General features: G+C 51.9%; 20 protein-coding genes. 7 read left to right on the plus strand and 13 right to left on the minus strand.

Annotation, left to right across the window (positions count from 1 at the left end):
* Position 1: 1 nt before the first annotated feature.
* From K7H08_RS11295 to K7H08_RS11310, 4 genes are read right to left on the minus strand one after another with little or no spacing between them, the layout of a single operon-like run.
* Positions 2-1,291 carry a Zn-dependent hydrolase gene (locus K7H08_RS11295; protein WP_231657953.1) on the minus strand — a complete coding sequence of 430 codons (1,290 nt, stop codon included), beginning with the start codon at positions 1,289-1,291 and terminating at the stop codon, positions 2-4.
* Between the two features lie 50 nt (positions 1,292-1,341).
* The gene (locus K7H08_RS11300) at positions 1,342-2,184 is read right to left on the minus strand and encodes a FadR/GntR family transcriptional regulator (protein WP_231657954.1); all 843 of its coding nucleotides are present in this window, start codon (positions 2,182-2,184) and stop codon (positions 1,342-1,344) included.
* 22 nt (positions 2,185-2,206) lie between these two features.
* Positions 2,207-3,754 carry a sodium:solute symporter family protein gene (locus K7H08_RS11305; RefSeq protein ID WP_231657955.1) on the minus strand — a complete coding sequence of 516 codons (1,548 nt, stop codon included), beginning with the start codon at positions 3,752-3,754 and terminating at the stop codon, positions 2,207-2,209.
* Between the two features lie 14 nt (positions 3,755-3,768).
* Entirely contained in the window at positions 3,769-4,011 is a 243-nt protein-coding gene (locus K7H08_RS11310) for a hypothetical protein (protein WP_231657956.1), read from the minus strand.
* A gap of 324 nt (positions 4,012-4,335) precedes the next feature.
* Between K7H08_RS11310 and K7H08_RS11315 the strand changes: the two genes are divergently transcribed.
* The 3 genes from K7H08_RS11315 to K7H08_RS11325 all read left to right on the plus strand — a co-directional run bounded on the left by K7H08_RS11315 (position 4,336) and on the right by K7H08_RS11325 (position 7,992).
* On the plus strand, positions 4,336-5,703 hold the full coding sequence (locus K7H08_RS11315; RefSeq protein WP_269438880.1) for an aspartate aminotransferase family protein: 1,368 nt from the start codon (positions 4,336-4,338) through the stop codon (positions 5,701-5,703).
* A 76-nt stretch (positions 5,704-5,779) separates the two neighbouring features.
* Positions 5,780-7,276, plus strand: coding sequence for a CoA-acylating methylmalonate-semialdehyde dehydrogenase (locus K7H08_RS11320; RefSeq protein ID WP_231657957.1), 1,497 nt, complete (start codon positions 5,780-5,782; stop codon positions 7,274-7,276).
* Between the two features lie 95 nt (positions 7,277-7,371).
* Positions 7,372-7,992: a TetR/AcrR family transcriptional regulator gene (locus K7H08_RS11325; protein WP_120386268.1), complete on the plus strand. Its 621-nt coding sequence runs from the start codon at positions 7,372-7,374 to the stop codon at positions 7,990-7,992.
* Positions 7,993-8,000: 8 nt separating this feature from the next.
* Here K7H08_RS11325 and K7H08_RS11330 read toward each other — a convergent pair whose 3' ends face one another.
* On the minus strand, positions 8,001-8,459 hold the full coding sequence (locus K7H08_RS11330; RefSeq protein WP_120386269.1) for an Lrp/AsnC family transcriptional regulator: 459 nt from the start codon (positions 8,457-8,459) through the stop codon (positions 8,001-8,003).
* A 126-nt stretch (positions 8,460-8,585) separates the two neighbouring features.
* On the opposite strand from K7H08_RS11330, the gene K7H08_RS11335 reads away from it, so the two are divergent.
* Entirely contained in the window at positions 8,586-9,554 is a 969-nt protein-coding gene (locus tag K7H08_RS11335; RefSeq protein ID WP_231657958.1) for a hypothetical protein, read from the plus strand.
* Here K7H08_RS11335 and K7H08_RS11340 read toward each other — a convergent pair.
* Both K7H08_RS11340 and K7H08_RS11345 read right to left on the minus strand, forming a co-directional pair.
* Entirely contained in the window at positions 9,542-10,414 is an 873-nt protein-coding gene (locus K7H08_RS11340) for a PhzF family phenazine biosynthesis protein (protein WP_231657959.1), read from the minus strand. The two genes, K7H08_RS11335 and K7H08_RS11340, sit on opposite strands and share 13 nt — an antisense overlap.
* On the minus strand, positions 10,401-10,601 hold the full coding sequence (locus K7H08_RS11345) for a DUF1127 domain-containing protein (protein ID WP_038478640.1): 201 nt from the start codon (positions 10,599-10,601) through the stop codon (positions 10,401-10,403). The genes K7H08_RS11340 and K7H08_RS11345 overlap by 14 nt, the downstream gene beginning before the upstream one ends.
* 212 nt (positions 10,602-10,813) lie before the next feature.
* Between K7H08_RS11345 and K7H08_RS11350 the strand changes: the two genes are divergently transcribed.
* Complete coding sequence (locus K7H08_RS11350) at positions 10,814-12,256, plus strand: aminotransferase-like domain-containing protein (protein WP_193067498.1); 1,443 nt, start codon at positions 10,814-10,816, stop codon at positions 12,254-12,256.
* Here the strand turns inward: K7H08_RS11350 and pcsA are convergent.
* The 4 genes from pcsA to K7H08_RS11370 all read right to left on the minus strand — a co-directional run bounded on the left by pcsA (position 12,253) and on the right by K7H08_RS11370 (position 15,022).
* Entirely contained in the window at positions 12,253-12,933 is a 681-nt protein-coding gene (gene pcsA, locus K7H08_RS11355; RefSeq protein ID WP_342743730.1) for a phosphatidylcholine synthase, read from the minus strand. The two genes, K7H08_RS11350 and pcsA, sit on opposite strands and share 4 nt — an antisense overlap.
* A 202-nt stretch (positions 12,934-13,135) precedes the next feature.
* The gene (locus tag K7H08_RS11360; protein WP_231657961.1) at positions 13,136-13,741 is read right to left on the minus strand and encodes a DNA-3-methyladenine glycosylase I; all 606 of its coding nucleotides are present in this window, start codon (positions 13,739-13,741) and stop codon (positions 13,136-13,138) included.
* 28 nt (positions 13,742-13,769) lie between these two features.
* Positions 13,770-14,480, minus strand: coding sequence for an anti-sigma factor (locus K7H08_RS11365; protein ID WP_198349440.1), 711 nt, complete (start codon positions 14,478-14,480; stop codon positions 13,770-13,772).
* Positions 14,459-15,022 (minus strand): sigma-70 family RNA polymerase sigma factor, encoded by a 564-nt coding sequence (locus K7H08_RS11370; protein WP_038478628.1) that lies wholly within the window; start codon positions 15,020-15,022, stop codon positions 14,459-14,461. Before K7H08_RS11370 ends, K7H08_RS11365 begins: the two co-directional genes overlap by 22 nt.
* A gap of 185 nt (positions 15,023-15,207) precedes the next feature.
* Between K7H08_RS11370 and K7H08_RS11375 the strand changes: the two genes are divergently transcribed.
* Entirely contained in the window at positions 15,208-15,759 is a 552-nt protein-coding gene (locus K7H08_RS11375) for a fasciclin domain-containing protein (protein ID WP_038478625.1), read from the plus strand.
* A 161-nt stretch (positions 15,760-15,920) separates the two neighbouring features.
* Here the strand turns inward: K7H08_RS11375 and pdxR are convergent, their stop codons facing one another.
* The gene (gene pdxR, locus K7H08_RS11380) at positions 15,921-17,399 is read right to left on the minus strand and encodes a MocR-like pyridoxine biosynthesis transcription factor PdxR (protein WP_231657963.1); all 1,479 of its coding nucleotides are present in this window, start codon (positions 17,397-17,399) and stop codon (positions 15,921-15,923) included.
* Positions 17,400-17,491: 92 nt separating this feature from the next.
* Between pdxR and K7H08_RS11385 the strand changes: the two genes are divergently transcribed.
* On the plus strand, positions 17,492-17,941 hold the full coding sequence (locus tag K7H08_RS11385) for a GNAT family N-acetyltransferase (RefSeq protein WP_038478619.1): 450 nt from the start codon (positions 17,492-17,494) through the stop codon (positions 17,939-17,941).
* A gap of 430 nt (positions 17,942-18,371) precedes the next feature.
* On the opposite strand, the gene K7H08_RS11390 is transcribed toward K7H08_RS11385, so the two are convergent.
* Positions 18,372-18,869 (minus strand): 6,7-dimethyl-8-ribityllumazine synthase, encoded by a 498-nt coding sequence (locus K7H08_RS11390; RefSeq protein WP_231657964.1) that lies wholly within the window; start codon positions 18,867-18,869, stop codon positions 18,372-18,374.
* Positions 18,870-18,898 lie beyond the last annotated feature (29 nt).

The following is an 18,898-nucleotide window of genomic DNA, read 5'->3' on the forward strand; positions in this document are numbered from 1 at the left end:
GTTACTCTCCAGCGTTACTAACGCTATCTTCAACACTGGCCGCATTCAACATGGCATGTAGAAGGACGTTACAGCCAGCGTGAACATGCTCTGGAGTGGCGCTTTCAATTTCGTTGTGGCTAATGCCGTCCTTGCAGGGCACAAAGATCATTGCAGCCGGGGCTACACGGCCGACGAACATGGCATCGTGACCAGCACCGCTGATGATATCCATATGTGATAGGTTGAGTTGCTCGGCTCCTTCGCGCACTGCATCAACACAGGCTTTATTGAAGTGCTCAGGGGCAAAATCTGCGGTGGGCGTTAATTCATATTCCAGCCCATGCCGTTGGCAAATTTCTTCGACCGCCGTCGCTAAGGATTGACTCATTGAGATGAGGGCTTCTGGCTCCCAGTGGCGCATATCCAGAGTCATTTTAACTTGGCCTGGAATAACGTTACGCGAGCCAGGATGTAGCGACATACACCCAACCGTACCGCGCCCGTGGGGCTGATGATCAAAGGCAATTCGGTTAAGTGCTTGGGTGACTTCTGCCGCACCCATCATGGCGTCGCGCCTTAGATTCATTGGCGTGGGACCCGCGTGGGCTTCAAGCCCGGTTAGGGTTAAATCAAACCACTTTTGACCAAGCCCACCGATAACCACGCCGATGGTGGTGTCGGTATCTTCTAAAATCGGCCCCTGTTCGATGTGTGGTTCAAAGTAAGCTTTTATCTCACTGGGTGAGACCTCGTCGCCACCACGATAGTGAATGGCATCCAGTGCATCACTCACCGTGACGCCATCGGCGTCGGTGCGCGCCATCATGGCATCAAATTCAAGCACGCCAGTAAATACCCCAGAACCCATCATGCAGGGTGGGAAGCGACAACCCTCTTCGTTAGTCCACGCAACGACTTCAATGGGCGATTTTGTAGTGATGTTGTGTTCATTAAGCGTTCGGATTACTTCTAGGCCTGAAAGTACGCCAAAACAGCCGTCATACTTCCCACCAGTGGGCTGGCTATCCAAGTGGCTGCCTGCCATGACGGTGTTGGCTGTTGGGTCGCTGCCTTCCCGGCGGGCAAAAATATTACCGATATTATCAATGCGGATGGTGCAGCCTTCTGCACGACACCATTGGATAAATAGATCGCGTCCCTGGCGATCAAGATCCGTCAGCGCCTGTCGGTTAACGCCACCCTTAGCCGTCGCGCCCAGCTTCGCCATGTCCATCAGCGATTGCCAAAGACGGTCGCTGTCGGTGCGAAGGTTAGTGAGCGCGCTTGTTGGCGTTATGTAGGTAGTCAATTTAGTATCCTCCCAGGATGAAAAGGGTGCTACAGCACGCGTTTTTCCATTTATAAGTCATATAGTTTGGAGCGATGAGCTAAAGTGCCCAGTAGGTCGTTGCTGACTAGCATTTGTTCGGCCATTTCGGCTTCTAGCGCACTCATGTGATGCTCTGCATCTAGCATATGCTCGGCCATCACTTGACGGACACGCGAGGTATCTTCAGCTCGGTAGGCATCTAGCAACTGTCGGTGATAGTCCTGGTTAGCGTGATCGAACTGCTTACGTTCAGGCACGTAAGCTTTTTTGATCACGACTAGGTCGCGCAGCATGTCGTTTAAAAACTGGCATATAAACGCCAGCAGTGGATTAGGGCAGGTGCGCGCCAGCAGTTGGTGAAACTCCAACTCTAAAAAGCGCTGGCGCTTATGGTCTTCCTCGCCGCCACAGCAAGTGCAGGCTGCTATATTCGCTTCAAGCTGTTGAAAGTCCTCTTCCGAGAGTCGGCCGACGACGGATGCCGCCAGCTCGACCTCTAACAGCTTGCGCAATTGATACACTTGCTTGCCATCTAACTGTTGGAAATGCAGAAAGTTACGTAGCATGCGGCTGGCGGGCTCCATGCCCGGCTGATTAATAACGGCCCCTCCTTGAGGCCCGGTTTTTAAAGTGATTAGCCCCTCAACCTCAAGAATCTTAAGCGCTTCGCGTATAGTGGCTTTGGCGCTGCCATAGAGCTCCATCAGAGCTCGCTCATTTGGCAGGCGATCACCTTCACCGAGCCCCTCCGATGCAATCCAGCCTTTGATATCATCACTGATAAGCTCGGCGAGTTTAGGGCGACGCTTAACGGTTGAACTAGTAGTTGAACTAGCCGTTGAACTAGTAGTTGAAAAAGGGGCTTTGGCCATCAATACACTCCTTTGTTGATTGTTAGCGATCAGCTATAGAGGGTTTAGTTTCTTGTGCATAAGATGGTTTAGGTTCTTGTGTATAGCTAGGTAAACGCTCGGGATGGTACTCCGCATCATAGTCGTAGCGCGCCTGGGTAAAGCGTTCCACAACCGCTGTGTCACGGCGATGCAATGCATGGCTTAGGCCAACAAACAGCGCGATGTTGAGCAATAGCCCCCAAATACCCGCATGGAAGCCAAGGGGAGCACTTAGCGGGCCAAAGGTCATCAGAAGCACGCAGCCAACGCCGGCCCACAAACCTACTAGAGCAGCAGTAGGGTGAGCTTTTTTCCAAGTGATGGCACCGAGTGTAGGAATCACCAATTGTGCAGTACCAGCCAGAGCAGCAATGCCGATAGTGACCAGAACACCGGGTACGGTAAGCGCCATGATATAAGCCACCAGTGAGAAGCCCACCAGTGATAAGCGACCGATATAAACAATACGGGCTTGGCTTGCGTCACGGTTCACATAGCGTTTGTAAATATCCATTGTCACTACCGTGGATACCGCGTGAATCTGTGAGTTTGCCGTTGACATGGCGGCTGATGCGCCCGCTGCCATAATCAGCGAGGCAAGCAGATATGGCGCATACTCCATGAGCATGATGGGCAGGATTTGGTCGGGATTTTCCACATTCGGCTCAAGCAGTACTCCCGAGTAACCTGATAGAACAGAACCTACATAGGCAAAAGCTGCTAAGCCTAATAAGAAGGGCATTAAGTTAAACAGCTTCCCGTGCTTAACTGAGTACATGCGCAACCAGATTTGTGGACCCATAAAGGCACCTATAGCGGTTATCGCAAACAGCGAGAACCACATGGGATAGCCCATCGTGCCGTTCGGTCCTGGCATAGTAAGATGTTCAGGAGAGGTTTGCTGGAGTTGGCTGAACAGAGCGTATGGCCCACCCACTTGGGTGGAAATATAGTAGCCTGCGTACATCATGCCGAAGAACAGAAGAGCCCCATAAATGACGTCGGTCCAGGCGATGGCACGAATGCCGCCAATCCATACATAGATAATAATAATGAAGTAAAACAGCAGCGCGGCGAGCCAGAAAGGAATCAAGCCGCCAGAGGCAACTTCAATTAAATAGGCGCCACCCGTTAACTGGATCTGTAAATAAGGTACGGTAAAAACCAGCGTAATAGCTGCAACAGTAATGCGCAGTGCTTCGCTATTATAAAAGTCGCCAATTAAATCTGATGGCGTTAAATAATTGAACCGCTTTCCTAAAAACCAAACCCGCTTGCCGATCCAGTAATACATAAAGCCAAACAGCAAGTTCCAGGCTAGCGCAGTCAGAAAGACCGGGCCATTGGTATAGAACGTAGCGTTAGAACCCAAGAAGGCAAACGCACTCCACCACGTGGCCGCTACGGTGAAAAATACCGCTATGCTACCCATCGCGCGGCCTTGAACGAAGAAGTCTTCACTCGTTTCTTGCGATTGACGTGCCGATAGAACCCCTACTAATAAAGGGATGATCATAAATGCGGCAATAATTAATAAGCTACCGGTCATGCGTTATCTCCCTTTTATGGTTGCTTAATGGTGCGGTTAGCCGTTGATGATGGGCTGCCCCAGTTTGTCAAATACGCCACTAAAAACAGCGCTGTTAATGCAAACCACCAAAAGAGATTCCAGGCCAATAAAAAGGGGAGGCCCATCAGCATGGGTTCTATGCGATTGGCTAGCATGATGATGGGACTTTCTAGCATGAAGAACCCAATTAGCATGCCGCTATAAAGCGCTAGTTTAAGAGGAGGTAGATATTTCATAACACGTTTGCCCTTTGTTTATGGTTTGTGTGTGAGCTTGGTTTTCAGCGCAAAGCAATCCAGCAAAAGCTATCCAACAGCAGCGTTATTAAGCGCAGCGCGGTTGCCAAGCGTTAGTGGGGCGTGAACCACTCATTTGTTGTATTTATTCGTATAGATATAACAAATAGGCGTTTTTCAAAATATCGTCAAGCCAGAATGGATAACGAGAGCCTGCTTATTACGTATAAATTTTCTAACGTGAACACAAGAAAAGCGTAATTTTATAAACATGTTCAGTGGCGCATGCTGAGGCTATGTCTCATAGCGATGGAGCTGGACACCATGTTTGACCTACAAAGCAACACGACCCCTCAGGCGTTTATTGACGAACAAAACGCTTCTCCCAGCGCGCTTAATCAGCACTATTGGATGCCGTTTAGCGCTAACCGTGATTTCCGCGCCAACCCACGCATGATTACTGGCGCGGAAGGGCGCTATTACATCGATGACCAGGGCCGTAAGCTGTTTGATTCACTCTCTGGCTTATGGACCTGCGGCGCAGGTCATAACCGTGAAGAGATCCAAAAAGCGGTGGCGGCGCAGCTCGGCTCTCTCGACTTTGCGCCAGGTTTTCAAATTGGCCATCCGCTGGCGTTTAAGCTGGCAGAAAAAGTGGCCAGCCTTACACCTGCTGGGCTGGATCATGTGTTTTTCACTAACTCTGGTTCAGAAGCCGCTGATACCTCTGTCAAAATGGCCAAGGCCTACTGGCGGCTAAAAGGTAAGCCCGAGAAGACCCGCATGATTGGTCGTGCCAAGGGCTATCACGGGGTGAATATTGGTGGCACCAGCCTGGGTGGCATCGGTGGCAATCGTAAGCACTACGGCCAATTGATGGACGTAACGCATCTGCCGCACACGCTGCAGGCAGGTCACGCCTTCACCCGTGGCCAAGCCGAAACCGGCGCCGAGCTTGCTGATGCGTTGCTTGATCAAATCGCCCTGCACGATGCATCCACCATTGCGGCGGTGATCGTTGAGCCGATGTCTGGCTCTGCTGGGGTGATTGTGCCGCCTAAAGGCTATCTGGATCGGCTGCGCGAGATCTGTACCGCCCACGATATTTTGCTGATATTCGATGAAGTCATCACTGCTTTTGGTCGCAGTGGCGCAACCACCGGCGCAGAAGCGTTTGGTGTTACGCCGGATATCATGAACGTTGCCAAGCAGATCACTAACGGCGCTATTCCTATGGGTGCGGTGATTGCTTCCAGCGAAATTTTTGACACTTTTATGCACGCTGGCGGCGCCCAACACGCCATTGAGTTTCCTCACGGTTACACCTACAGCGCCCATCCTGTCGCTTGTGCCGCTGGTTTAGCGGCGCTTGAAATGATGGAGCGTGACAACTTCCCTGCCCAGGTAAGTGCTATCGCGCCCGCTTTTGAGCAAAAGCTGCACGCTCTAAAAGGCCGCAATCACATTGTTGATATTCGTAACTATGGCTTAGCGGGCGCACTTCAATTGGCGCCCCGAGATGGCGACCCCACCATTCGCCCTAGGGACGCTCATTTAGCCTTATGGGAAGCTGGGTTTTACGTGCGTTACGGCGGCGACACACTGCAGTTCGGCCCTCCGTTTGGCTCCACAGACGCTGAGCTAGAGCGGCTGTTTGATGCCGTTGCCACCACCCTGGATTCGTTAGCATAAGTTTTATCAACATAAGTTTTATGAACATAAGATTCGTTGGCATAACCGACTGACCTAAATTTCAGAGAGTTTAAATATGAGCGTTGTTTCCCATCTAATTAACGGTGAATTAATCGACAGCCAGCGCATGCTGGACGTGACCAATCCCTCAACGGGTAAAGTGATTCGCCAAGTGGCGGACGCCAGCGCCGCCGACGTAGAACGTGCTATTGCCGCCGCCCAAGCTGCGTTTCCCGCTTGGCGAGATACGCCACCTGCTAAGCGCGCCCAAGTAATGTACCGCTTCAAGCAACTGCTAGAGGAGCACGCCGACCGCTTGGTGCAATTGGTCAGTGAAGAGCACGGTAAAACCCCTGAAGATGCGATGGGCGAACTGAGGCGCGGCATCGAAAATGTCGAGTATGCTTGCGGTGTGCCTGAGCTATTAAAAGGTGAGTATTCCCATAACGTTGGGCCGGGCATTGATGCGTGGTCCAATTTCCAGCCATTGGGCGTAGTGGCCGGCATTACGCCGTTTAATTTCCCTGCCATGGTGCCGCTGTGGATGTATCCGATGGCGATTGCTTGCGGCAACACCTTTATTCTCAAGCCTTCGGAAAAAGACCCTTCAGCAGCGATGGCGGTAGCCGAGCTGTTGCAAGAAGCTGGGTTGCCAAAAGGCGTGATGAATGTGGTGCACGGTAGTCGCGAAACGGTGGAAACGCTGCTAGATGCTAAGGCCGTTAAAGCCATCTCATTTGTTGGCTCAACGCCGGTAGCGGAAGCTATTTATTCCCGTGGTTCAGCCGCTGGCAAACGCGTTCAGGCTCTGGGTGGGGCGAAGAACCATGCCGTGGTGCTTCCAGACGCCGATTTGGAAAACGCCGCCAATACACTGATGGGGGCGGCTTACGGAAGTTGTGGTGAGCGCTGCATGGCGATTTCGGTGGCGGTGTGCGTGGGTGACGAGACGGCAGATCGGTTAGTTGAAACGCTGCTGCCTAAAATTGCTGAGCTCAAGGTTGGCCCTGGTACCGATAAAGGCTTGGATATGGGCCCGCTGGTGACGGCAGAGCACCGTGATAAGGTGTTGGGCTATATCGAAGACGGCGTAAAGGCAGGCGCGTCGCTAGTGGCCGATGGCCGTGAGCTGAAAATCGCGGGTCATGAAGATGGCTATTTCGTTGGTGGTTGCCTGTTCGATAACGTTACTACCGAGATGCGCATTTACCAGGAAGAGATTTTCGGGCCAGTGCTGTGCGTGGTGCGGGTCGGCAGCTTAGATGACGCTATGCAATTGATTAACGACCATGAATACGGCAATGGCACCTGCCTGTTTACTCGCGATGGCGAGGCTGCTCGACGCTTTACCGATGGCATCGAAGTGGGCATGGTGGGTGTTAACGTACCGCTTCCCGTGCCGGTGGCCTACCATAGCTTTGGCGGCTGGAAGCGCTCGTTGTTTGGCGACCTTCATGCCTACGGCCCTGACTCTGTGCGCTTCTACACCCGTCGAAAAGCGGTTTCCCAGCGCTGGCCTTCGGTGAGCGAAGCCACACGAGCCGAGTTTTCGTTTCCCACTAACCAACGTTGACGCCGTAAGCTAACTACGCCATCTTCTCTGCACCACTGCTAAGCGGTGGTGCACTTTTTTGGTGTGCGTATCTTAGTCGTAAAGGGACGAGCAGCGTGGCGAGAACACAGGACGAAATTCGGCAAACCAACGTAAAAAAGATTCTTCAGGCGGCGGAGCAATTGTTTGCTGAAAAAGGCTATGCCGGAGCGTCGATGGGGGAAATTGCCCAGCTGGCTGATCTGCCCAAATCCAACGTGCACTACTATTTTTCCACTAAAAAGGCGCTTTACCAGGAAGTGCTGCTAGCGCTGCTGGAAATCTGGAAACAGGACGCGCTGTGCTTCGAACTCTACGACGACCCACGAGTCGTGCTTTCTAGCTATATCCGCGCCAAAATGAATCATTCTCGCTACCGCGCTCACGGCTCGAAAATATGGGCAGCGGAAGTAATGCAGGGCGCACCCATTCTGAAAGAGCGCCTGCGCGATAGCTTATACGAATGGGCTAAATTGAAAGAGTCAAAAATTCGCGAGTGGGTCGAGTCCGGTCAAATTAACCCCGTTGAACCGTCCTATCTCCTTTATATGATTTGGGCCTCCACCCAGCACTACGCCGACTTCGACTACCAAATCTACCTGCTTAACGACGATAAACCCTTAGACGACCTGCAGTTTGAAAAAGCCGTGCAGTCGGTAACCTCGGTGATTTTGCGGGGGATTGGGTTGACGGCGTAGAGCAGTGCTCAATGACTGAGTTGCACAGATGTATCAAACTTATGCCGCTTTCGCGATAGTAACGTGCGGAACTTGCGCAGGTTGTCGTGGGCATAGAGCACGCTGTCGCAAAAGCGGTCGTACTCATCTAAATCAGCGACTGCCACGATCAACACAAAATCACACTCACCCGTTACTTGATAGCACTGCTTCACTTCAGGGGCGTTGACCGCTGATGTTAAGAACTGCTGGTAGAGTAACTTGTTATCCCGCTCCATGGTGACTTCCACCACCATGTGTAGGCGCTGGCCTAAGGCATCAGGGTTGAGTAGCGCCACTTCACGCTCAATGACTCCCGCATCGCGTAATCGATTAACCCGCTTTAAACAGGCCGAGGGGGAAAGCCCTATTTCATCCGCTAATGCTTGATTGGTCAGGCTGGAATCGCGTTGAAGCTGGTCAAGAATTCTTCGATCAATAGCGTCCATGAAATAAGATTCTCTTTCTATGTTAATAAAGAACGAATAGTGATTGTAGGCACCGTATTGGAAAGAAGATTCTGCGTCATCTCCATTATCATAACGTTTGTTAAAACAATGGCAATGGAGGGCTTGATGCGGATCACAATTCACTATTTATTGGCGGTGGTAGGTCGTGTACTGCAAGACGCGCTGCGCGTGTATGTGACATTACTCAAAATCCTGATACCTGCTTTGCTCATCGTCAAAGGGTTAGAACTACTCGGTATGATCGAGTGGCTGGGGGCGGCATTAGCTCCTTTAATGAGCACACTCGGTTTGCCTGAACAAATGGGTGTTGTGTGGGCGGCGGCGCTCTTCACCAATTTGTACACCGCCATTGCGGTGTTTTTCCAAGTCGTCGGTGAAACGCCTTTGAGTGTTGAGCAGGTAACGGTACTGGGTGCGTTGATGCTGGTAGGGCATTCGCTTCCCGTTGAGGGAGCGGTAGCCAAGCGCGCTGGCGTACCTTGGTGGGGCACGCTGGTTCTGCGTGTGGGTGGGGCTTTACTGCTTGCTTGGTTGTTACACTGCTTCTATTCGTATTTTGGTTTGTTGCAAGCTCCCGTTGAATTGGTCTGGCAGCCAAGTTTTTCATCAGCACCAACGCTCAGCGGTTGGGCATTGGCACAGTTGGAAACGTTAGCGCTTATTTTTGTGATTATTTTAGCGCTGATTGTGCTCTTAAAACTTTTAAAAAGGCTGGGTCTAGAGCGTTGGATTCATCTTGGCTTGCTACCGTTGCTCAAGCTATTAGGCATTGGTCGTTCGGCAGCGAATGTGACGGTCATTGGTTTCACGCTGGGACTAAGCTATGGCGCAGGGCTGCTGATTCGTGACGTGCAAAACGGGGTGCTTAGCAAGCGCGACAGCACGCTAGCGCTGTGTTTTCTCGGCCTCTGCCATAGCGTTATAGAAGATACGCTGCTGATCTTAATGCTTGGAGCCGATATAACGGGTATCTTATGGGCACGGCTCTTCTTTGCCATTATTGTCACCGCGATGATTGCCCGTTGGCCCAAAGCCACGTTGAAGAATAAATCACCTCATCATCAACCTAGGTGATTAAATTCACCCCTACCCAAGATGACTGCCTTACCGCCCACATTGACATAGGCAGACTTAATCTCACCATTGGCGGCGGTGTGGATAACGCTGGGTCGCCCCATTTCAACACCCTGGTGAATCTTGCAGTGTAGGGGATCTGGCTTGAGTGACGCTAAATAGCCGGTTAAAGCTGCTGCAGCGCTGCCAGTGGCGGGGTCTTCGCAAATACTGGCGTGCATGGAGAACATACGGCTCCGTACAATCGTCTCTTCGCTGTCGCGTTGTTCCATCACATAAAGGTATATCTGCTCAGTGCCGCTGCGTGTAACGGCATCTGCCCATACTGCACCGGCGATTTGTATGTGCTCTAGAGCCGCTAGGTCGGCTAGCTCAATAAGATGAAAGGGCAGCCCGAAAGAGGCAATGATTGGATCGCCAATGACTTGGTGGATGTCTAGCCCTAGTAGCTCAACGGCAGTAAGGCGATCAATCGTGCTGCCCGTGACCATGACGGGCTGGGCGGTTTTGAATGTTGCTGTATTTTTTTCATAATTAACCGCTAATTCGCCGACAGGTGGCTGTAGCACAATGCCCTGCTCGCGGTTGACGAGGTTTAACTCCGCTAGTAGATGCGCGGTACCTACCGTGGGGTGGCCAGCAAACTGCAGCTCAGACGTCGGTGTGAAAATCCGCATAGGGTAGTGATTAGCCGCTGTCGCCGCGCCTAAAAATACCGTTTCAGCCAAGTTAAGTTCATTGGCAATTGCCTGCATAGTGCTGGTTTCAAGCTCATCGGCATCTAAAAAAACTGCCAACTGATTGCCCGAAAAAGGCTTATCGGTAAACACATCCAACAGGTAATACTCAGCAGTTTTCATAGGGACCTCTTTTGCATGACGAGTGCTGCCAAAACGGTTTACAACCCTCTTTTTGCGCCTGGGTGCGAGTGATTCCAATATCTTCCAGCAGTCGGTCATCAAGGGTTAGTAGCTGACGGCGGCTACGGCGGCGTTGATGATAGTGACGTAACTGACAGCGAAACTGAGTGAGGCTGAAGCGTAGCATGGCAGTTCTCCTTGATGACGATGTGCTCCACCAGATTACGCAGCCATGCTAGGTCAATACAGATATAGGCTTTTCTATTTTCAAGATACAGATGGTATATGTTATACCTCTGTATGGTTGCTGGGCAGGGTATCTGTATTGTTTTTAAAACGTCTTCAAGAACGTTTTGAAGAGCGATTTTAAAAGCATTTCAAAGATAGAGGGCTGGAGTCATGACGCGCTACGAAGAAGTCGCTTGTATTTTGCGGGAGCGAATTGAGCACGGTATTTACCGCGTGGGCGATCGCCTGCCTTCTATTCGAGCGGTATGTCAGGAGCTTGATGTCAGTATCTCGACGGCTCAGGAAGCCTATCGGCAACTGATGGATGTGTCGCTGATCGAATCACGGCCGAAATCGGGCTACTTTGTACTTCCAAGCAGAGTGCCTGCGGTGCTGCCTTCTGTCTCTCGTCCTGCGCAGTGCCCGCTGGATGTCTCCCAATGGGATCAAGTATTAGAGCTGGTCGCTACCGAGCGTGACGATAGTCGGCTGCTGCTTGGGCGCGGTGTGCCGAACCTGGCTTATGAAACGCTTAAGCCGCTGTCGAAAACACTGGCGGGGCTGCACCGTAAGAACGATCTGAATGGCTTTAACTACGACAAACTGAGTGGTAGCCCCGAGCTGCGCCAGCAGGTAGCGCGGCTGGCCATTGCCTCCGGCTGTTTGCTGCACCCGGATGACATCATGATCACCACCGGCTGCCAGGAAGCATTGTCGATAGCGCTGCGCACCCTTACTCAGCCTGGCGACGTGGTGGCCGTGGACTCGCCTAGCTTTTACGGCACCATGCAGATCCTAAAAGCCAATGGTCTAAAAGCGTTGGAGATTCCTACTGATCCGCAAACGGGCATTAGTTTGGAAGCGTTGGAAATGGCGCTGGAGCAGTGGCCGATCCGTGCCATCCAGGTCACTCCGACGTATAACAATCCGCTGGGCTACACCATGAGCGAGGCGCGCAAACAGGCGCTGTTTCAACTCGCCCAACGCTTCGACGTGGCCATCATTGAAGACGATATCTACGGTGATCTCTCCTATACCCACCCAAGGCCGTTGACGGTGAAGTCTTTCGATGACGATGGGCGGGTGCTGTTATGCAGTGGCTTTTCGAAAACGGTGGGGCCAGGACTACGAGTGGGTTGGCTAGCGCCGGGGTGTTATCGAGATAAGGCGCTGCATATGAAGTATGTCTCTACCGGTGCCTCGGCCACATTGCCGCAGTTGGCGGTGGCGGAGTTTGTCGCCAAAGGCCACTACGAGCGTCATCTTCGCTATGTTACTCGCCAATATCAGCGCCAACGGGACATCATGATCAACTGGGTGCAGCGCTATTTTCCAGAAGGCGCGGGCATCAGTTATCCACAAGGCAGTTTTTTGCTATGGGTGGAGTTACCTGCCGCCGTGGACTGCGTACGCCTTAATGAACGCTTAGCCAAGCGCGCCATCCATGTGGCTCCTGGCTCGCTATTTTCAGCCTCGGGCAAGTTTCGCCAGTGTTTGCGACTTAACTACGCATTTACGCTAACACCGGCCATTGAAGATGCCGTGCGCACCGTGGGAGAACTCGCCACCGAAATGGTGGAGGAGGCACAGCGGTATGAGGTATCGCTAAGTTAAAACGCTTCTTGAACGGTACGCCATACGCACATACCAATGAAGTAAACGGATGCAATGCCCCATCCCCATAGGGCCCAGGCGGCATGCGCGGGGCTGGAGAGCACCAGTGACGTTGCACAGGCGCACCATAATAGCGTGACGGCGATATTGAGTGGCATGAACTGACGAACACGAAACGGATGCAGGAACTTCATCTTGGTCACGGTAAGAATGGCGAGAAAAACGATAGATGCAAAGGTGATGAAGGGCGGTAAATCGAGAATATAAAAATAGGCCGCAGCAATGTTCCAGGCAGCAGGAAAGCCAACAAAGTAATTATCCTGGCTTTTCATATTAGTGTTGCAGAAACAGAACATCGATGACAGCAGAATGATAAACACTGACAGCAATTCGAAATTGGGCGGTAACTCGATAAAGAAGTAAATGAACAGAGCGGGAATAAATGCCCAGGTTAGATAATCGATGACCATATCAAGCGTCGAGCCATCGAAGTGGGGCAGGATGGTTTTTACTTCATACTTACGCGCCAGAGTGCCATCGAAACCATCGACCATCATCGCCGCGCCAAGCCATAGTAAGCAGGCGACTGGATTGTTGTCGATCAGCGAGAGCAGCGCCATTGTGCCGAGCAGTACGCCGCTGGCCGTGAATATATGCACGCTCCAAGCTTTCCATATCGAAGCGCGGGATTCTGTGTGAGAAGAGAGCGTTTGGACCACGTTGACCCCATTGGGAACGTGATGTCCCCTTGCTGTTCGGTGTATAGATGAGTGTGTAAAAATCATACCCTACTACAAGACGGCACCCAGCGAATACGTAGGCCGGCCATCTGGGCATGGCACGTTTGTGCAAAAAGTATAGTGTCTTGTGCCTCTGTTGCTATTTTGGTCGTTGAAATTGCTGCCTTGCCTGTTCGACTTGCTCTCGAGTGATGCACGTTGGCGAGTGATCATTGAGTAGCCCCATGGCCTGCATAAACGCAAACGCAGTGGTTGGACCAACGAATTTCCAGCCGCGCTTTTTCAAATCTTTAGCAAGTGCGATGGATTCAGGCGAGGTGGTCTGAGTTTGTGGTGCGGCAAGTGAATCGAGGGTTGGCTCGAAACGCCAGAAATATGCGGCCAGTGAGCCTTCCTGGTTGACCATTTCCAGCGCCCGCTGAGCATTATTAATCACCGCCTCGATTTTGCCACGATGGCGAATAATGCCGGCGTCTTGCAGCAAGCGCTGCACATCCTCTTCGCCAAAGCGGGCAACGTGATGGAAGTCGAAATGATGGAAGGCAGCGCGAAAGTTCTCGCGTTTGTTGAGAATGGTGCGCCAACTTAAGCCTGACTGAAAACTTTCCAGGCAGAGCTTTTCGAATAACCGCTGGTCGTCAACCACCGGAAACCCCCACTCGTTGTCATGGTAGGGCAGAAATTCGGGGGCACCGCCACACCACTGGCAGCGTGGAAGATTATCAGGGGCAATAAAGTCAGGCATTGGGCGCTCCTTAGTAATATCCTAAACGTCATAAGTTGAGAGTGTTGCCGCGCATAGGTACCAAACGCCCGTGATCAATGATGGGCCCTGTGGGTTGACCGTCAGGTGCACCACCTCGTGGTTCTATACTGACGGCAAGGTCGGCATTGAATAATTGCGCACGTAGCTCTGCACTAGGGTGTAGCCGTAGGTTACCTTGCTCAGGTAGTAAACCTAACGATATTGGGGTGCCTTCGGCGATTAACCATAACTCCCCAGTCTGATTGCTGCTGACTTGAGTAGGTTGAACGGCTTGCACGATCAGTTCGCCCCCAGTGGTCGCGCTAATGATCCAGCCCGGCGTGCGCGATTCATCCTGAACCACAAAGACCGCCTCGCCCTGAGGCAATGTAGACAGTTCAGCCTGCTGCCAAAGAGTGCCAAAAACTATTGCGACTGCCCCAAATCCGGCAGCGATTGTTTGCCATACGCCTAAGCGTTGCCACCAGGGAGGGGGAAATGCCCCGGTTGCTTGGATAATACGCTGCCAAACTTCTTTGGGAGGTGTTCTAGGATCAAGTTGCTCGTTGAACAACTGCAAGTGCTCTCGCCAGCTATCCACATCATTTTGTAGATCATGACTGACGGCCAACAGTGCTTCAAAGTGTGTTTTCTGTTCTTTATCCAATACGCCGAGTACATACTCACCAGCCGCTAGGTGGCGTTCATCGGGGTTGGTTAAATCCCATTGGTTAGACATGTTTTTAACCTCTCAAGCCCACGACGAATCCAGCTTTTAACGCTGCCCAGCGGTTGGGACAAAGAGTGAGCAAGCTCGCTATGCGTTAACCCCTGAAAATAAGCCATCTCCATTAACTGACGCTGATGAAGGCTTAGTGTGTCCAGACAATCATTAAGTCTGTCTTTTTTCTGGCCGCTTATGCTGTCACCTTCAGGGTCTTCGGTACCTAACAGCGTTGCTAATATAGGTTCGTCGGTGGTTGCATCCTGCGGCTTCTGGCGGCGTAGCCAGTCGATGCCAGTATTGCGGGCAAGTGTTGAAAGCCAGGTCATAGGTTTAGCACGAGTGGCATCGTACTGATTAGCAACGCGCCATATGTTGATAAAGACATGCTGCAGGCAATCCTGGGCAGCGCTTTCCTCTCTTACTATACGCAGCAGTTGGGCATATAGATGCGCACTAGTGGCACGATAAAGGCGCGCAAATGCTTGGCGGTCGCCTTGGGCGCAGCCACTGAGCTGATCAATAAGGTACTGTTGGCGTTGCGTGGCATCTTGCATTCAGGCATCTCTGCGCATTAAACCGAACTATCAGTCTTGGGTAGCGTGGCGTTGAAGGCAATAGACTTCATATTAGTGGCCGATAAAAAATTCTGAAAAGTTTGCATCCACCTGGGCATTAACCACGTAAGTGTTAATGAGCTTGCATTGTTGAGCCATTTTAATCACAAGTAGGAGATGCCCCAATGAAACTCAAACTTCTTACTGCTAGCCTTTGTGCCGCTGCTCTTTATGCTAGTGCTGCCGTTGCTGATCATGGCCCTACCATGGTGGGCGGAGCCAGCATGCTTCCCGAGCGTAATATTATCGAAAATGCCGTTAACTCAGGTGACCACGAAACGCTGGTGGCTGCAGTGCAGGCAGCTGAACTAGTGGATGTGTTGCAAGGTGATGGCCCTTTTACCGTCTTTGCACCCACGGATAAGGCCTTTGCGGACTTGCCCGACGGCACCGTTGATACGTTGCTACAGCCTGAGAACCTTGAGCAATTGCAGACCGTTCTGACTTATCACGTGGTGCCAGGCAACCTGACGCGGGACGCGTTGTGGGAAGAGGTTATGGAGAACGACGGCACCGTGGCTTTTAAAACCGTACAAGGCGGGCATCTTTCCGTTATTCGTAACGGTAATAACCTGATGGTGATGGATGCGCAGGGCAATAGTGCCAATATAACGGTGATTGATGTTGCCCAAGCGAACGGCGTCATCCACGTGGTTGATCGTGTATTAATGCCTTAATCGATCGGATGCTGGCGACTAATGAACACTCATTCGCCAAGTGACTGTCCCGCTGCCTTGAGTCTTAAGGCAGCGGTAGTTTTAATGTTTGACGACAGAAAGCTTCCTCTCGCTGCCAACCAACGACAGCGCGGCCGCTGAACGCCCTTAGCGAATAGATATTAACCCTGGCGTAAGTTTAACCATGCGTTGCTAAGCCAAGCACCTGCGTTGATAAGTTCGCTTTCCGTTGAGCCTGCATAGCCGAGCACTAAACCAGGGCGCTTGTTCTCACCAAGGTAATAGCGGGAAAGAGGAGAAAGCGTAATACCCGCTTCACTAGCACGTCTTACCAGTATCTCTTCTGTTTCAAAATTATCGAGCTCAGCCAGAAGGTGCATGCCTGCATGGCCGTCAGAAAGCTGAAGCCCTGCGGCCACCGCAGGCGCTAACGCAGTGCGCAGGCAGGCTTGGCGTTGGCAATAAGCAGCCCGCATGCGAGCGATGTGGCGAGTAAAGTGGCCGTTGGCAATAAGTTCAGCAAGCGCTGATTGTATGGGGTAGTTACCCTCGCGGTGCAGCCGCGTATGGGCGCGCTTAAAGTCTTCGGCAAGCCTATCAGGCAATACCAAATAGCCTAAACGCAAGCCGGGGTAAAGCACTTTACTGAAGGTGCCCACATAAATCACCGGCGCCTGTTCGGCGAGGCCTTGTAGAGAGGGAGTAGGCGGCGTGTCGTACCGAAATTCACTGTCGTAATCATCTTCGATGATCCAGCTGCCAGCATGAGAAGCATACTCTAACAATGCTAGTCGGCGTGGTATTGGCATGGTAACGCCACTGGGGTATTGGTGAGAAGGTGTTACATAGATTAGCCGGGGTGCGGGGGCGCTCGCAGGCGCTAGTGAAGGGTTTAGTCCTTCTTTATCTACGGGTATGAGCGTTGTCGTTAAGCCTGAGGCTAGGAAACATGCTTGCGCTCCGCGGTAACCAGGCTCTTCCATCCAAACCGAATCGCCGCTATCGGTGAGCAGTTGGGTAATCAGCTCAAATGCCTGCTGAGCTCCTTGGGTAATCACGATCTGCTCTGGTTGACAGCGCACCGCGCGGGAGAGGCGTAGATAGTCACAAAGGGCTGCTTTAAGTTCAGGCAGCCCACCGTTGGTTTGATAATCCATCCATGACATTTCTGCGTGATAATAGTGACGACGCAAAAGGCGTTGCCATAGCTCGCGGGGAAACAGATCGAGTGCCGGAACGCCAGGGGCAAACGCTCGATGGCCGTGGCTTAACGCGCCGCTTAGCGTTAGTAGTGTGTTGCCCCGGTTTGAATAGCGAACAGGCACAGGGGAGGGAAGTTCGGTTCTGTTTAATCGTGTGGGTAGTTGTGCCACATAGAGCCCCGCTCCCTGGCGAGCGATCAGCAATCCTTCCGCCAACAGCCGGTCCATGGCGGCCAGCACCGTATTGCGGCTAATACCTAAAGCGGTGGATAAATAGCGAGAAGAGGGAAGTGCATCGCCTGCCGTCAATTCGCCATGTTGAATCCAATCCTTAAGCGAACGGTAGAGCTGTTGAACCAGCGTGGCTGCTTCATTCGCTGCTAGCCTTATCGCTAGCGCCTCCGTAATCCAATCGCTAGCAGCGTTACGTCGTTTCACTGGTTCCCTCAATTTAGCGATAAGTGGCTCTTTGTTATAGACCACTATAGCGGCAAGCTGAGTTTGTTCACCATCTTAATGGAGTAGTTGCCATGGTTAATATTCGTTCAGCGGTACTGTCTGACTTAGAGGCACTTAGTGGATTACTCGACGGCTATCGGCAGTTCTATAATCAGCCGAGTGATATCGGTGCGGCGCGGGATTTCTTGCGTCAGCGCTTTGGGCAGGCGGATTCGCGCATTTTAGTGAGTGAAAATAGCGACGCTAACCTCACTGGTTTCGTGCAGCTTTATCCTGGAGTTTCCACGGTGGGCTTGAATGCGCGTTGGACGCTAAATGATCTTTTTGTGTTGCCAGAGTGCCGCGATAAGGGAACGGGTAGGGCGTTGATGGAAGCCGCCACCCAACTGGCTCGCGAGCATGGAGTCGCGCGCTTAATCCTTATGACTCAGGTAGAGAACGAGCGCGCCCAGCACCTTTATGAGTCCTTGGACTGGCAGCGCAACACGGCGTTTTACGGTTATCTGCTGGATATCAAATAACGGCAATGATGACTAATGAGCAGTCATCTTCTGAAGTAAGTGCCTGCACAAAATTAAGCGGGCACTGATCATAGGCAACCACTGATTCGATAGGGTCTAAATGCTCGTAAACGTATGCATAAGCACTTAGCTGTCTGGGTGTTGTGGGAGGGAGCTTTAGCTCGCGATGATTTAACTGATTTGCCTGGTTATAGTAGGGGCGGCTACGCCGCCATCGCCCGCTAGAAGCGGCCTCCTACAATAGACGATGAGCCTTGAGCGGCTGAAAAGTGATCATAGGCAACCACTGATTTAATGGGGCCTGAATCCTCGCAAACTTATGATAAGCACTTATTAGCACTCATATATTGACTAGGCGTGCCAAGCCCGGCGTTCAGCCGGGCTCAAACGACAGTGACTTACAACACAGCTTTTTAAGCGCAATACAGGTTTATGCGTTGCTTAGCTTGCGCGCTCGATGCAGGTTCTCCATCGTATTCAGACACGCCTGGGCGGCTTCTTGCCCTTTGGTAACAAAGTGCTGGGTGTAGAAGTCGTGGTGAGTGCTGTGCTCATGGAAGTGGTGTGGTGTTAGGACGACCGAGATAATCGGTACTTGCGTATCTAACTGCACGCGCATTAAGCCATCAATGACCGCATGGGCGACAAAGTCGTGGCGATAAATGCCGCCGTCTACCACAAAGCCTGCCCCGACAATGGCGCCGTAGCGGCCACTTTCGGCGAGTACCTTTGCCTGGAGGGGGATTTCGTAAGCACCTGATACGGTGAAGATGTCCACTTGTTCGGTGTTAAGACCGCAGCGTTCTACTTCAGTGATAAATGCTTCATAGGCCTTCTCGACAATGTCGTGATGCCAGTGGCCTTGAATAAACGCAATGCGCTGGGCCGTGGTGTGTGTTGAAAGCGTTAGCGGAAATGTCTGATTCATGGTCATTCTCTTGGATAAGTTGTACCAGA

This window comes from Halomonas sp. IOP_6 (genome assembly GCF_021151565.1).
Classification (GTDB): domain Bacteria; phylum Pseudomonadota; class Gammaproteobacteria; order Pseudomonadales; family Halomonadaceae; genus Vreelandella; species Vreelandella alkaliphila.